Genomic DNA, 15,101 nt, shown 5'->3' on the forward strand with positions numbered 1-15,101 from the left:
GCTAGGGAGCGCCCCCCACTAAGGCAAGCCGCATGACGACCAGCATCACCATCCGCCGCCCCGACGACTGGCACCTCCATTTGCGCGACGGCGCGATGATGGAAGGCGTGCTGCCCTATACGGCGCGTCAGTTTGCGCGCGCGATCGTGATGCCCAACCTTGCGCCGCCGGTGGTGCAGGCCGACCAAGCGGCCGCCTATCGCGACCGGATCGAAGCGGCGCTGCCCCGAGGCGTGGACTTCACGCCCCTGATGACGGCTTACCTCACCGACGATACCGATCCCGACGATATCGAGCGGGGTTTTCGCGATGGCATCTGGGTGGCGGCAAAGCTCTATCCGGCGGGCGCGACGACCAACTCCGCCTCGGGCGTGACCGATGTCGAGAAGATCGATGCGGTGCTGGCGCGCATGGAGAAGATCGGCATGCCGCTCCTCACTCATGGCGAGGTGACCAGCAGCGACATCGACATCTTCGATCGCGAGGCGGTCTTCATCGACCGTGTCGCAGTGCCGATGCTGAAGCGCCATCCGGGGCTCAAATTCGTGTTCGAGCATATCACGACCAAAGATGGGGCGGACTTCGTCGCCGATGGCGATGCACGCATGGCTGCGACGATCACGCCGCAGCATTTGATGATCAACCGCAACGCCATCTTCGCAGGCGGGATCAATCCGCACGCCTATTGCCTGCCGGTGGCCAAGCGCGAAATGCATCGTCTTGCGGTGCGCAAGGCGGCGACGGGCGGGTCAGGGAAATTCTTCCTCGGCACCGACAGCGCGCCGCACACCAAGAGCGCCAAGGAAAGCGCGTGTGGCTGTGCCGGCATCTTCAACGCGCCGCATGCGCTCGAATGTTATGCGCAGGTGTTCGAGGAAGAGAACGCACTCGACCGCTTCGAGGCCTTCGCCAGCCTCGACGGGCCGCGCTTCTACGGCATGGCGCCGAATGAAGAGACGGTAACGCTCGAAAAGGTCGGGCAGGACGTACCGGAAGAAATCGTGTCGGGCGGCGAAGTCGTCGTGCCGTTCCGGGCTGGCCAGCGCATCGACTGGAAGCTGCTCGACTAGCCTTCGCAGGCCTCGATCCAGGCTGCCTGTTCATCGCCGATGACCGCGTCGAAATGATTGCGCACGCGGTCGTAGCATTCGCAGGCGCGCTTCTTGAGACCGTCGCGATTGCAGATGGTGACGATGCCGCGGCTGTAGCGGATGAGGCCTTCTTCCTGCAGCGCGCGGGCGATCGGGTTGACCGAGCTGCGCTTAACGCCAAGCAGGGCGGCGAAGGTTTCCTGGGTGAGCGCCAATTCGTCGCCGGCGCGATCCTGTGCGGTCAGCAGCCAGCGCGCGGCGCGGCCTTCGATCGAATGGAAGGCGTTGCAGGCGACCGATTGCATGACCTGCGCGAGCAAAGCGTCGGCATAGCGGCACAGGAGGTCGCGGACGAACAGGCTCTCGCGCTTCAATTCCTCGATCAGTGACATGGGGACGCGCAAGGCGGGTCCGGCAACCTGGACTTCGCAGCGCGTATAGGCGGGCAGGTCGCCGCAGCTGACGACCCCGCCGATCGCGCCTTCCTTGCCGATGGTGGCGACTTCGACACGGCGGTCGCCGTTAAGGTCGACCAGCATCGACACCATGGTCGGGGCGAGCGGAAAATAGGTATAGGCGATCTGGTCGCCGCTGGTGAACAAGGTGTGGCCGGCGTCGAATTCGAGCCGTTCGGCACCGACCAGCAGCCGGTCGCGGATATTGTCGGTCATCATGCCGATGAGGTGATTGGTGCGGGTAAGGTCGACGGGGTCGTCGGCCAGGGTGGAGGCAGGCGTGGCGTTCATATGTCTTCGTCCCTCTTGCCGGCACTGAACGCTGCACGGCGGTTCGCTTCCCCCCAATTGTTACGTGATCAACTCGCAATATCGCGAAAAGGCTCCGAACAATCCGGAATCGATGTTGAAAGCGGGGGCGAGAGCCGCTAGAGGCCCCTTTCGGCCAGAAGTGCGGAGACGTGGGTGAGTGGCTGAAACCACCGGTTTGCTAAACCGGCGTACGGGAAACTCCCGTACCGAGGGTTCGAATCCCTCCGTCTCCGCCAGCCGCCTCCATCTTCTTTCCCCATTCCTTTCAACGTGTTGCAACCGTCGGCCATGCCGCGCGTTCTTGGGGCGCAGGATGGGAGGCTGCATTGCATGTCGCCAACACAGTTGCCCTCGGGCCTGGTGGATTATGTCGAAAGCGCGGGGATCGCGCTGACGCTTGCGGATGCGCGTGATCCCGAGCACCCCCTCATTCTCGTCAACGAGCCGTTCCTGAAGCTCAGCGGACGGAAACGTGACGAGGTGATCGGTCGCAATTGCCGCTTCCTCCAGGGCGATCGGCGCGATCAAGAGGGTCTGGAAAAGGTACGGCGGTTTCTCGCGTCGGAAGAGATCGGCACGATCCGCGTCCAGCTCGTCAACCTACGCGCCGACGGGACACCGTTCATCAACATGCTGACGCTGTCGCGAATCTGCGATCCGGAGAACGAGACCTGTTATCTCTTCGCCAGCCAGTTCGATATCGGCGCGGCGGATGCGGCCGATGCCGAGGATTACGAAGATGAGCTGGGCCGCACGCGCCAATATGCGCGCGACATGCTGAAGCCCGTCGGCATGCAATTGATGGGCAGTCGCGCCGCGCTTGCCGATGCCGCGCTGACCATTGCGCAGGCGCGGATCCAGCTCAGCCGATACGCCGACTAAGTGGAGAGCGCGCCGCGCCTATCAGGCGAGCTTCTCCCCGGGGTTGGACAAATCGAAACGGTGCCGTATCAAGGTCGTAGTTCAGTTAGGGGGTTGTTGCGTTGGCTGAGGCGGATGCGAGTGTAGACACACGCGTACCGATCATCGGGATCGGTGCGTCGGCAGGCGGGCTTGAGGCCCTGCGCGAAATGCTGGGATCGGTGCAGAAATCCACCGGGCTGGCGTTTGTCGTCATCCAGCATCTCGACCCAAATCATGAAAGCCTGATGGCGCAATTGCTGGCGCGCGAGACCGCATTGACGGTGACGCAGGCCGAGGGCGGCGAGACGCCGCAGGCCGACCATGTCTATATCATCCCGCCGGGCCATGGCATGGCTATCGAGGACGAGCGGATCCGGCTGACCAATTTCGACCAGCCACGCGGCCAGCGCCGGCCGATCGACGATTTCTTCATCTCCCTTTCGGACGCGCTCGAACATCTGGCGGCGGGAGTAATCCTCTCCGGCACCGGCGGGGATGGGGCGATCGGTCTTCGTGCGATCAAGGAGAATGGCGGCTTGGCCGTGGCGCAGGAACCGACCAGCGCGCGCTATGACGGCATGCCCTTGTCTGCAGTCTCGACCGGATTGGTCGATCTTGTCCGCGAGCCGGCGGAGATCATCGCCGAAGTCGTCGACTATTTCTCGCGCCTGTCGGGCAAGGATCTGGTCGACGATGCTTCCGAGATTGCCGAGAATATCGAGTCCATCTGCACCGCGCTGCGCGACGTAATCGGGCATGATTTTTCCGGTTACAAGCGCTCGACCCTTGAGCGTCGTATCGCCCGGCGGATGCAGGTGCTGGGCATCGAGGACGGCAAGGAATATGCCGACCGGATCAGCGATGACATGGACGAATGCGACGCCTTGTTCCGCGACCTGCTGATCAACGTGACCCGCTTCTTCCGCGACGCCGAAATCTGGGAAAAGTTGCGCGAGCGGGTGATCGCGCCGTTGGTTCAGGAACGCGCCGCGCAGGACGAATTGCGGGTCTGGGTGCCGGGCTGCTCGTCGGGCGAAGAGGCTTACACGATCGGCATGCTGATCGCTGCCGAAATGGAAGAGCAGAAACGCGAATTCCCGGTGCAGATTTTTGCCACGGATATCGAGGAGACAATGCTCTCGATCGCCCGCGAGGCACGCTACGCGCCGGCGGCCATGATCGACATGCCGCATGAGATCAGGGAGCGCTACACTATCCCGCACGGCGACCATATGATGGTGAGCCCGCGGATCCGTGACATGGTGCGTTTTTCCAACCATTCGATCATCAAGGACGCGCCCTTCTCGAAGCTCGACCTGGTGAGCTGTCGCAACCTGCTCATCTATTTCGGGGACCGGCTGCAGCAGGCGGTTATCCCGCTTCTCCATTATTCGATCGTGCCGTCGGGCTACCTCATGCTGGGGCCGTCGGAATCGATCGGGCGGTTCGACGATTTGTTCGAGCCGGTCGACCAGAAATCGCGCATTTTCAAGCGCAAGGGCGGGCGCGGTGTCTATCCGACCGAATTGGCCGCTGCCGCCAATCACAAGCCGCTGCGTGCGGCGCGCAATGCCCGGCGTCCGCGGCGCCAGTCGAGCTGGGACGCCGATGCCGCGATCAAGCGGCTGATCGAGCGTTATACGCCGGCGGCGATGGTGCTCGACCGCTTCGGCGAGATTGTCGAGAGCTATGGGCGCCTGTCGCGCTATTTCGAATTTCCGACCAGCCAAACGGGCGAGGCGAGCGCCACGTCGCTGGCGCGTCCCGGCCTGCGCGAAGTGCTGACGCCGCTGATCCGCGAAGTCATGGCCGAAAGGAGCCGCATCGTCGCGCGCGATGTCGATGTGCGCAGCGAATTCGGCACCCAGTCGATCAACGTCATCGCCGACCCGCTGCCCGACGGGCAGGTGCTGGTGGTGTTCCGCGAGACGGCGGAATTCCGCGCCGCGTTGGACGACGACCTTGTCGAGATGGGGCCAAATGACGGGCAGGTGCAGATCCTCGAGGACGAGTTGCGCCTGGCGCGGCACCGCCTGCGCTGCACGGTCGAGGAACTGGAGACGGTCAATGAAGAGCTCAAATCCTCCAACGAGGAAATGATGAGCATGAACGAGGAGCTTCAGTCGACCAACGAGGAGCTGACGACCGTCAATGACGAATTGAAGAGCAAGGTCGACCAGCTCACCATTGCCAATGCCGATCTCAAGAATTTCTTCGAATCGACCCAGCTCGCCGTGGTCGTGCTGGATTCGGAACTGAAGATCCGCAGCTATACCGAAGCAGCGGAAGAGCTATTCCCCTTGAAGCCCGCCGATCGAGGACGCGGGCTCGAGGAAATGACCAGCGAACTGGTCGACGACCGATATCTCGAAAATGCACGCGCGGTCATTCGCGGTGAGAGCATCATCGAACGCAATGTCCTGTCGAGTGATGGCAAGACCTATATGATGCGGGTGATGCCCTATCGCGTGCTCGACGGCAGCGTGGCCGGCGCGACGCTGGTATTCACGAATATTACCGAGGCCGTTCAGCTGGAGGCCGAACTGGCGCGCGAGCGCGAGCGGCTCAAGCTGGCGCTGCAAGTGTCCGGCATCGGTGTGTGGGAATATTTCGTGGAGGAAGAACGGGCGACGATCGACGATGCCGTGGCCGCGATGTTTGGCCTCGACCAGGCGGATTCGCATCCCATCGAAGCGATTGTCGGCGCGATTCATCCGGACGACCGGAAGATCGTCGAATCCGCCCTGCGTCGCGCGATTACCGGCGAGGTCGATTACCAGGCGACCTTCCGGGTCGGCGCCGACGAGGGGCAGGACCGGACCTTGCGCGGCCTTGGTCGCCTGATCACGGAAAGCAGTCCCAAGCGGCTGGTCGGCGTCAATTTCGACGTGTCGGCGGAAGCGGAAAATCTCGCCATGCGCGAGCTCATGCTGCGCGAGATGAACCATCGCGTGAAGAACCTCTTCGCCGTCATCGGGGGCATGGTGAGCCTCGCCGCGCGTCACGAGGATGATGCGAAAACGCTGGCGAGCAATTTGCGCGACCGGATCGCTGCGCTCGGCCGCGCCCACTCGCTGACCAACCAGGATGGCCAGGAGCGTGGCGGCCTTGCCGATGTCGTCGGTGCCGCACTCGCGCCCTATGGCGACCATGATGGCCTCAAGATTGGCGACACCGACCTGTCGATCAAGGCGAGCTCGGTGTCCGGCCTCGCGCTGCTGCTGCACGAAAGGGCGACCAACTCGATGAAATATGGCGCTCTCGCCGACCCGGACGGCACGCTGGATATCAGTTGGTCCGAAGGCGAGGACGGGTCGATCCTGCTGCGCTGGGATGAAAAGCTTGCGCACGAACGGAACGCTGAAGGCGCTGGCGGGTTTGGTACGACATTGGTGGAAGTGTTTGCACGCCAGTTGGGTGCCACCGTGGAGACAGAGCGCGAAGAGAGGGCATTCAAATTATTGCTGACACTGCCTCCGGAATGCCGAGCGGAACGGCCTGCCGAATCCTCGTCGTAGAAGACGAAATTCTCATCGCCATGGACATGGAGCATATGCTCGAAGATGCCGGCTACGGCGTCATGGGCGCGTTCAGCAATGTCGCCGACAGCCTCCGTGCGCTGGACAAGGAAGACAAGCCCGCCGCCGCCATCCTCGACGTGCAGCTCGATGGCGAGGACGTCTTTCCGGTCGCCGACCGGCTGGGCGAACTGGGCGTGCCGATCGTGTTTCATTCGGGTCACGCCGAACCGGCCAAGCTGGCCGAGCAATATCCCGACGCGCGCTTCTGCGTGAAGCCTTGCACCCCCAACATCCTGACCGCCGAAGTCGAAGCGGCGATTGCAGGCGTTTCCGCCGAGCGCGAGGCTGCAGAATAGTCTCGCTACCGAATCGATTTAATCTATGTTAAACCTACTGTTGCGCCACTCTTGGCGCCAACAGGGGACATATCGATGAAACTGATGATCGGTGCGGCCATGATGGCCGCTTCTCTGTATGCGTATCCCGCCCACGCCCAGGAATGGAGCGACGACCAGGCCGATGTCTGGGGCGCCGTCTCGGCCTATTGGGAAGCCCATGTCGATGGCAATACGTGGCACGAGGCCATGACCGACGGCAGCTATGGCTGGGGCGGCCAGTCACTGCTTCCCCGATCGCGCGAGCAGATGGCCAGCTTCTCGCGGGTCTTCGGTGCGGAAGGCGAAGTACTGCACTATCAGCTCGATCCGTTGGCCATCACGGTGCACGGCGATACGGCGCTCGTGCATTACATGGCCAATATCATCGAGACTAACCACAAGGGCGAACGCGAAGCCAATGTGGAGCGCTGCTCGGACACGATGGTGCGCGAGGACGGGGAATGGAAGTTCCTCGGCTGGGGCTGTGCCGACATGGGCGGCGACGACTAGGTGACGGATCGCTGGGCGGCATCTTGTCGCCCAGCATCCCGTTCACGCGGAAGGGCCGTTGGTCGAGGCACGCTTGATGCCGCAACCGTCCTTTCCCTAGCTTCCCGGCAATATTGATCGGGAGCCCGTTGAGACATGTTCGAAATCCTGTTTGCGACGCCAGTCGATGATGACGCAACGCAGGCCATGCAGCGTGCCGAGGCGGCTGCTGCGCAATGCCAAAGCGCGGTGGCCATTGCCGGATCGATGCCCGGCGGATTGCTGAGCATCGACAATGGCAAGGGGCTCGATACCACCATGCCCGTGCGCATCGCCTCGGTCACCAAGACGGTGACCGCGGCGGCGGCGTTGCGGCTGGTCGAGCAAGGCAAGCTGGACTTGGATGCGCCGATTGCCGGCACCCTGTCGCCCGCGCTCGAGGCGATCCTGGTAGAGGATGGCTATGATGTCGGAGCGATCACGCTGCGGCAGCTGCTCAGCCACAGCGCGGGGCTCTATAGCCATGCCGAAGATCCGCGCTACGCGCCGCTCGTCTTTTCCGATCCCGACAAGAAGTGGACCCCGCAAGAGCAGGTCCAGCTGATGGCCGAATATGGCGATCCGGTCGCCGCGCCGGGCGGGCGTTTCCAATATTCAGATACGGGCTACGTCTTGGTCGGCGACATGATCGAGCGGGCCTCGGGCATGGAGCTCGCCGCTGCTGTCCGCGCATTGCTCGGCATGGACGAGATGCAGCTCTCGATGAGCTGGTGGGAAGTCTATGAAGACGGGCGCGGGACCCGGGCGCGGCAATATGTCGGCGGAGCGGATGTGACCGATATCCACGGGTCGGCGGATGCGTTCGGTGGGGGCGGGCTGGTCATGCCGATGACCGATCTCGTTCGCCTGTTCGACGCCATCGCGAAGGGTGAAGTGTTCGAACATTCAGCAACGCTGGAAGAGATGCGCTGGCAGGGTGAGCATGAGAATGCAAACCGCTACCGGCTCGGCCTGTTCGCGCGCGAGGCGGACGGCGCGATGCGCTGGTCGCATTCGGGTTTCTGGGGCGTGCTGGCGATCAGCGAGCCGACGAGCGGACGCACCCTTGCCGGGGTGACCAACGAACAGAGCGATTTTCCCTGCCTCGCCACCGCGATGCGCGCGGCGCTCGACCAGCCCGACGACTAAAGGGCGAGCGGGCTGCCGCCGAGCGCTTGCCACAGCAGGACGCGCGCGCGCTGGGCGCGGCCCAACGCTGCGGCGGCGCGATCGCCCGATGCATCGGCAACGCGGCGCGCTTCGAGGACCGTCAGAAAATTGTCGAGCCCGGCGCGATAGCGCGTGTCGGCAAGATTGGCGGCGCGGGTCGCCATCTCGGCTTCTTCCAATGTTGCGGCAGCTTCGGCATCGGCGGCGGCAACCAGCGCATAAGCACTTTCGACTTCACCGAAGGCGGTGAAGAGCGCGCCGCGATATTGCTGGAAAGCCAAACGGGTTTGCGCTTCGCCGGCGTCGATTTCGGCCTCGATGCGGCCGAAGTCGAGCAAAGGCCCGGCAAGCCCGGCTGTGGCGTTGGCGACGACGCTGTCGGCATCGAAAATGTCGCCCATTGCGAAGGCCAAGAGGCCGATGCCGGCGGACAGGCTGATGCGCGGGAAACGCTGTGCTGCAGTGGCGGCAAGGTCGGCATCGGCGGCCTGCAAGCGGAAGGCGGCGGCCTGGATATCGGGCCGGCTGGCAACCAAGACCGAGGGCAGGGACGGCGGCGGCGGGGCCAGCATGTCGGCCTCGTCCTCCAACTCGAGCGCGGCAACGACGTCGCCTGCCGGAAGCGCGGTCAACGCGACCAGGCGGCCAAGCAATTCGGCGCGGGCGCTGTCGAGCGCGGCAAGGCGCGAGCGGCTGGCGGCGGCCTGCGTCTCGGCACGGAAACGGTCGAAGCCGGGGGCAATGCCGGCTTCTTCGCGCGTCCCGGCAAGGTCGGCGAGGCGCGTCGCTGCATTGAGGTCGGAGCGAAGCGCGGCTTCGCGGGCCTGGAGTGTGCGCCAGTCGGTCACGGCGCCGGCAATATCCGCGGTGAGCGCGAGGCGGACCGCGGCGGCATCGGCATCGGCGGCGTCGATCCGCAGCAAGGCGGCGCGCTCGGCATTGCGCAGGCGGCCGAAAATATCGGGGTCCCAGCGCGCGGTAAGGTTGGCGCTATAGGCGACCTGCTCGGTCTCGAGCGGGAGGTTGTCGGGTGCGTTGATATTGGTGCGGCTGCCCTGGACGCCGGCATCATAGCCGAGGCTGGGCAGGCGCTCGGCACCGGCGCGCGCAGCGCTGGCGCGGGCAATGTCGAGCCGCGCAATGGCCTGTCCCAGCGTCGGGTTCTGGGCGAGCGCGGTCTCGGCAAGCGCCGCGAAGGCAGGATCGTCCGGCAGCAGGGCAGCGACCTGTGCCTCGTCGGCCGGCGTGGCCTCGGGGGCGAACAGGAAGCTTTCCGGAACCGCCGCGTCGCTGGCGGTCGGCACGGCCTCGGGGCCGGCGATACAGGCCGTCAGCGACAGCGCGAGCGCGGGGGTGAGGAGGGCCCGGCGCATCACTCGGCCTCCGCTGCCTGCTTGGCGGGGATGAAGGCATCGACCTGCTGGCCCACGCGGAAGGCTTCGGGCGCGTCGGCGGGCAGCGCGTAGATGAGCTGCAGCACGCGCACATCGACGCGTTCGGACGCGGAGTTGGTGAGGCTGGTCTTGGGCACGACAAGCGGCTCGGCGCGCACGAAGCTGGCCTCGACGCGGGCATCGGCGTCACCGCGCGGGCTGACGATGGCAGGTTCGCCCAAGGCGACGCGCACGGCCTCGTCCTCATCGACATCGATGCGGACATGAAGCGGCTGGGTCTCGCCCATGCGGATGTAGGGACCGCCGCCGCCGGGACCGGAATTCACCAGTTCGCCGGGGCGTACGTCGACGCGCAGGATCTCACCCGAAATAGGTGCGCGCACTGTGGCCCGGTCGAGCTCGGTGCGGGCGGTCGAGAGCGAGGCCTGGGCGCTGGCCAGTTCGGCCTCGGCAAGCTGGCGACGGGCGCGTGCGTTGGACACGTTGCCCTCGGCGGCGATGATCTCGCTGCGGCTCACGGCAAGCGGATCGTCGATATTGCGATAGAGGTCGAGCTGTCGCGTGGCCGTGGCTTCGGCGGCGCGGGCTTCGGCGATGGCGGCGCGGGCGCGGCGGATCGCGGCCTCGGTCTCGCTGATCCGCGAGCGCAAGGAGCGGGTATCGACGCGGAAAAGCGGTTCGCCCGCCGTCACGCGCTCGCCGGGGCGGACCAGGACGGTTTCGACGATGCCCGAAATGGCGGTGCCGATCTCGATCGTCTCGCTCGACGGTTCGACGATGCCGGCGCCGGCGACGCGCGCCTCACCGGCCAGCTCGCCATTGACGCGCGCCGGCGTTTCCTCGGCCTCGGCCATCGACCGGTCGGGGGACTGGATGAAGATCATGTAGATGGCGATGGCGACGCCGATCAGGGCGACGATCGGCAGGATCTGGCGGGAGAGGGATAGCTTGGCCATTAGTGGTCCTCCGGCATGCTGGGGCCGTCATGGGTGATCCGTCCGTCCTCGAGCACGAGGATGCGGTCGGCGAGATCGAAAACGCGGTTGTCGTGGGTGACGATGATGCAGGCGCGGTCCTCTGCGACCGCGACTTCGCGCAACAGGTCCATCACGCGGCGGCCCGACGAAGCATCGAGCGCGGCGGTGGGCTCGTCGCAGACGACGAGCTTGGGTTCGTGGACGAGCGCACGGGCGATGGCGACACGCTGCTGCTGGCCGCCCGACAATTGCTTGGGCAGCTTGTCGGCCTGGTCGCCGATATTGAGCTTGTCGAGCATCTCGCAGGCTATGTCGCGCGCCTCGAGCCGGTCCATGCCCTGCGCGATCAGCGGCACGGCTGCGTTGGAGGCGGCATCGATCGTCGGGATGAGGTTATACTGCTGGAAGATGAAGCCGATATTGTTGAGGCGGAAGTCGACCAGCTGGCGGTCCGACAAGGCATAGATGTCGGTGCCGAAGACTTCGACGCTGCCCTCGGTCGGCCACAGGATGCCGCACATGATCGAGATCATCGTCGTCTTGCCCGAGCCGGACTCGCCGACAAGGTAGGTGAGCTCGCCCTTCTTCACGTCGAGGTCGATGCCGTGCAGCACGCGGATGGTCTGTTGGCCGGCCTCGAAATCGCGGACGATGGCGCGCGCCGAAATGGCGGCATCATGGTCGAAGGTCGCGTCCATATTCTGCTGTGCCTCGCTCATCTGAACACCGCCGCGGGTTCGGTCTTGAGGACGCCGCGCAGCGCGACCCAGCCGGTGAGCATGATGATGATGGTCACCGAGACGAAGCTGATCATCGGGATTTGCCAGGGCGTGTAGAAACCCTTGAAGGTCGGATCGCCGGCAAAGGCCTGGATGAAGAGGACCGCACCCAAGAGGCCGAGGCCGTAGCCGATGAGGCCGACCATCGCCGCTTGGGAGGCGACCATGAGGCGGATCTTGCCATTGTGGACGCCGATCGCCTTCAGCGCGCCAAACTGCTTGATATTATCGCGGATGAAGAGGCTGAAGGTGAGACCGACAATGGCGATCCCGACGATGAAGCCCAATGCCACGGTGATCCCGAAGTTCAACGGGATGCCGGTATTCTCGATGATGAAGTCGATACCGTCGCGGGCGAATTCGTCGCGGGTGCGGGCGCGCAGGCCCGTCTGTTCTTCGATACGGTCGGTCAGCACGTCGAGGTCTTCGCCCTCGGCGGCTTTGACGAGGATGAAGCTCAGGCGGTTCCGCTGGCCGGGAACGTAGCCCAATGCATTGGAATAGCGCGTGGTCAGCGTGACCTGGCTGGTGAAGGTCGGGATGGAATCGGTGACCCCGCGAATGACCGCGCGCTGGTCGTTGAGTTCGAGGCGCGTGCCGATGAACTCCTCGCCCGGCGGGAAGAGGCGGGTCGCGCCGACATCGTCGATAAAAACGGCATCGGGCGCGGCCAGCGCGGCGCGATCGCCCTCGATCATATTCTCGGGAAGGCCGATCAACGTGGTGTCGTCGACGCCGATGACAGTAACACCCTCAAGGTCGCCTTCGGGAGTCCGGATGGTCGCGCCCGAGCGCAGGTGCGGGACGGCCCATGCCACGCCCGGCACGCCGCGGACGCGGTCGAGCGCGGTCGAGGGCATCGGATAGGCAACGTCGGGGGTGCGGCTCACCTTGTCCATCACCCAGATGTCGTTGACCTTCACGTCGTATACCGCGCTCGCGCCACGCTCCAGCAGGTTCACGAAAATGGTTAGCTGCTGGGTGATGAGCAGGGTCGAAAAGGCAATGCCGAACAGCAGGCCGAAAAACTTCTGCCGGTCTCCGGTGAGCATCCTGATCGCGATCCAGATCATCGGGCTGTTGCCTGGCCTTCCTTGCTTTTCTAACGAGTCGGACGCATAATACTGAACGGTGGCGTTCAATTGAACGGTGTCGTTCAGATTGTCAATTGCCAGAGAGGGAAAAAGTTGCGTCCATCGAGCGAAGCCAAGCGAAAAAAGATTGTGGACGCTGCGTGCAGCGCCTTCTTCGCGCATGGATTCGAGGGTGCTTCGATCGAGGCGATCGCCGCCGATGCGGGCGTGTCGAAGGTCACCGTCTACAACCATTTCGGGACCAAGCAGGCGCTGCTCGGCGCTGCGGTCGAGGCCGAGTGCGAGAAGATGCGCGACCATCTCGATTTCAGCCACGTCTTCGACGCGCCCATTCGTAAAAAGCTCGAACGCCTTGGGGCCGCCTTCCAGCAATTTCTGAGCCGACCTGAGATCGTCACTTTCGACCGACGGATCGCCGCCGAAAGCGAACGCGATCCCGAGATCGGTCGCGCTTTCCTCGAGGCGGGACCGCGCCGAATGAAGGTGATGCTGGCGATGATGATCGGTCATGCAGTCGCGGCCGGAGAGCTGGAAGTCGACGATCCAGAAATGGCTGCCGAACAGTTTGCCTCGATGTGCAAGGGGATGGGGGAGATGGAGCGCCGCTATGGCTGCGATGCCGATCCTGAAAGGGACACCCAGCGCATCGCCGCCGCGGTCGAGACGTTCATGCGCGCTTATGGGGCGAAGAATTGATCCTCGTCCTCGACGAAGGGACGAGCTCGACGCGGGCGCTGCTCTTCGACGAGACCGGCAATATCCATCATGTCGCGCAGGCCGACATCGAAAGTCGTTATCCCCGGCCCGGCTGGGTCGAGCAGGATCCGCGCGACCTGTGGCGCCAGTCGCGCAATGTGATGCGCGAGGCGATCGATGCTGCGGGCGGCGCGGCGAAAATTACCACCATCGGAATCACCAACCAGCGAGAGACATTGATCGCATGGGATCGCGACAGCGGTGCCGCGCTGGCGCCAGCGATCGTCTGGCAGGACCGGCGCACGGCTGCGGCCTGCGCCGACCTGCGGGAGGCAGGGCATGAAGCTGCGGTCCAGCATCGCACAGGCCTGCTTCTCGACCCCTATTTCAGCGCCAGCAAGATGCGCTGGATGCTTGACCATCATGAAGAGGTTGCAGCCGCAGCGCAGCGGGGCAGCCTCGCCTTTGGCACAGTCGAAAGCTGGCTCATCACCAAGCTTGCCGGCGCGCATGTCACCGACGCCAGCAACGCATCGCGCACGGCGCTGATGGACCTAGAGAAAGCAAGCTGGGACAGCGACATGTGCGACCTGTTCGGCGTGCCGGAAGAGGCCTTGCCTGCGATCGTCCCGACGGCGGGGAAGCTGGCCGAAACCGACATGTTCGGTGCATCGATCCCGATCACCGGATCGGCCGGAGACCAGCAGGCGGCAACCATCGGGCAGGGGTGCCTGGAACCCGGTGCCGCGAAGGCAACACTCGGCACCGGATTGTTCGCGCTGACCTCGACCGGGACCGACGTGCCGAAGTCGGAACATCGGCTGTTGGCGACGCTGCTGAGCGATGTCCATGGCGAGCGGCTTTATGCGCTGGAGGGTGCTGTGTTCGTCGCCGGCAGCCTCGTCAAATGGCTCCGCGACATGGCCGGACTGGTGGGCAGCGCCAGCGAGACCGAGACGCTGGCGCGCAGTGTCGAGGATAATGGCGGGGTGACGATCATTCCGGCCTTCAACGGGCTGGGTGCACCGCATTGGCGGCCCGATCTCACCGGCTCGATTCAGGGACTTACCTTTGGCGTGACGCGCGCGCATTTGGTCCGCGCCGCACTCGAAGCGGTGACCATGAGCTGCGTCGATCTGGCCGGTGCCTTTGCGGCCGACGGGGCCCAATGGGAGCGGCTTCGGATCGATGGCGGGATGGTGGCCAATGACTGGTTGGCGCAGGATCTTGCAGACCAGCTCGACCTGACGATCGAGCGCCCGACGAACGTGGAATCGACAGCCCGCGGCGGCGCCATCCTGGCTGCCGTCGGGGCGGGGATTCATGCCGACCTGGAGGCCGCAACATCGGCCATGTTGCCGCCGCTCGAACGGTTCGATCCGGCGATCGCCTCAGACGTGCGCGGGGCGCGCGCAAAACAGTGGAAATCAGCGCTCGAACAGGCGCTTCGCTAGGCCTGCGACTCGGAGTCGCCGACTACCGACTTTGGTCGGCATTCCTGCCGCTAACCAACAATTGTTTCGATTCGGGACGGCGCTCCCGAAGATTCTTTCGCCGCGCTGGGCGCCGAAGAATCCAGTTCTCACTTAAATCCGAGTTTAGCGAACAAGGCTAACAGATGGTTAATATCCGACGTTGGGCATGACCCATGTTAACTCTAGTAAGTCTATATTGTTCGCTATGGCCTATATATTCACTACTAATGTCATCATTACTTAGCAAAATGCCGAAAGTGACAAATCAGATATCCATCATTCTATGTATTAACTTCAATACCACTTAAAAGGTTAACAGTATAAGTAGT

General features: G+C 64.0%; 13 protein-coding genes and 1 tRNA gene. 9 read left to right on the forward strand and 5 right to left on the reverse strand.

Translation table 11 applies throughout. The features are described 5' to 3' along the window. Positions 1-32: 32 nt before the first annotated feature. Positions 33-1,070 (forward strand): dihydroorotase, encoded by a 1,038-nt coding sequence (gene pyrC / locus NDO55_RS11120; RefSeq protein WP_252115210.1) that lies wholly within the window; start codon positions 33-35, stop codon positions 1,068-1,070. Here the strand turns inward: pyrC and NDO55_RS11125 are convergent. Beyond that, complete coding sequence (locus NDO55_RS11125; protein ID WP_252115213.1) at positions 1,067-1,837, reverse strand: Crp/Fnr family transcriptional regulator; 771 nt, start codon at positions 1,835-1,837, stop codon at positions 1,067-1,069. The two genes, pyrC and NDO55_RS11125, sit on opposite strands and share 4 nt — an antisense overlap. 164 nt (positions 1,838-2,001) lie before the next feature. On the opposite strand from NDO55_RS11125, the gene NDO55_RS11130 reads away from it, so the two are divergent. The 6 genes from NDO55_RS11130 to NDO55_RS11155 all read left to right on the forward strand — a co-directional run bounded on the left by NDO55_RS11130 (position 2,002) and on the right by NDO55_RS11155 (position 8,336). Further along, positions 2,002-2,094 (forward strand) — tRNA-Ser (locus NDO55_RS11130). Positions 2,095-2,188: 94 nt separating this feature from the next. Next, positions 2,189-2,740: a PAS domain-containing protein gene (locus NDO55_RS11135; RefSeq protein WP_252115215.1), complete on the forward strand. Its 552-nt coding sequence runs from the start codon at positions 2,189-2,191 to the stop codon at positions 2,738-2,740. 101 nt (positions 2,741-2,841) lie between these two features. Beyond that, entirely contained in the window at positions 2,842-6,279 is a 3,438-nt protein-coding gene (locus NDO55_RS11140; RefSeq protein WP_252115217.1) for a chemotaxis protein CheB, read from the forward strand. Further along, positions 6,243-6,638, forward strand: a complete 396-nt coding sequence (locus tag NDO55_RS11145) for a response regulator (protein ID WP_252115219.1) — start codon at positions 6,243-6,245, stop codon at positions 6,636-6,638. The genes NDO55_RS11140 and NDO55_RS11145 overlap by 37 nt, the downstream gene beginning before the upstream one ends. 75 nt (positions 6,639-6,713) lie before the next feature. Next, the gene (locus NDO55_RS11150; RefSeq protein ID WP_252115221.1) at positions 6,714-7,169 is read left to right on the forward strand and encodes a nuclear transport factor 2 family protein; all 456 of its coding nucleotides are present in this window, start codon (positions 6,714-6,716) and stop codon (positions 7,167-7,169) included. 135 nt (positions 7,170-7,304) lie between these two features. Next, positions 7,305-8,336, forward strand: a complete 1,032-nt coding sequence (locus NDO55_RS11155) for a serine hydrolase domain-containing protein (protein WP_252115223.1) — start codon at positions 7,305-7,307, stop codon at positions 8,334-8,336. Here NDO55_RS11155 and NDO55_RS11160 read toward each other — a convergent pair. From NDO55_RS11160 to NDO55_RS11175, 4 genes are read right to left on the reverse strand one after another with little or no spacing between them, the layout of a single operon-like run. Continuing rightward, the gene (locus NDO55_RS11160; RefSeq protein ID WP_252115225.1) at positions 8,333-9,730 is read right to left on the reverse strand and encodes an efflux transporter outer membrane subunit; all 1,398 of its coding nucleotides are present in this window, start codon (positions 9,728-9,730) and stop codon (positions 8,333-8,335) included. The genes NDO55_RS11155 and NDO55_RS11160 overlap by 4 nt on opposite strands. Next, positions 9,730-10,707: an efflux RND transporter periplasmic adaptor subunit gene (locus NDO55_RS11165; protein ID WP_252115227.1), complete on the reverse strand. Its 978-nt coding sequence runs from the start codon at positions 10,705-10,707 to the stop codon at positions 9,730-9,732. Before NDO55_RS11165 ends, NDO55_RS11160 begins: the two co-directional genes overlap by 1 nt. Beyond that, entirely contained in the window at positions 10,707-11,447 is a 741-nt protein-coding gene (locus tag NDO55_RS11170; protein ID WP_252115229.1) for an ABC transporter ATP-binding protein, read from the reverse strand. Before NDO55_RS11170 ends, NDO55_RS11165 begins: the two co-directional genes overlap by 1 nt. Then, complete coding sequence (locus tag NDO55_RS11175; protein WP_252115231.1) at positions 11,444-12,580, reverse strand: ABC transporter permease; 1,137 nt, start codon at positions 12,578-12,580, stop codon at positions 11,444-11,446. Before NDO55_RS11175 ends, NDO55_RS11170 begins: the two co-directional genes overlap by 4 nt. Positions 12,581-12,730: 150 nt before the next feature. On the opposite strand from NDO55_RS11175, the gene NDO55_RS11180 reads away from it, so the two are divergent. Beyond that, positions 12,731-13,297, forward strand: coding sequence for a TetR/AcrR family transcriptional regulator (locus NDO55_RS11180; protein ID WP_252115233.1), 567 nt, complete (start codon positions 12,731-12,733; stop codon positions 13,295-13,297). After that, on the forward strand, positions 13,294-14,751 hold the full coding sequence (locus NDO55_RS11185) for an FGGY family carbohydrate kinase (RefSeq protein ID WP_252115235.1): 1,458 nt from the start codon (positions 13,294-13,296) through the stop codon (positions 14,749-14,751). Before NDO55_RS11180 ends, NDO55_RS11185 begins: the two co-directional genes overlap by 4 nt. Positions 14,752-15,101: the final 350 nt, after the last annotated feature.

This window comes from Sphingomicrobium sediminis, from assembly GCF_023805295.1.
GTDB lineage: Bacteria > Pseudomonadota > Alphaproteobacteria > Sphingomonadales > Sphingomonadaceae > Sphingomicrobium > Sphingomicrobium sediminis.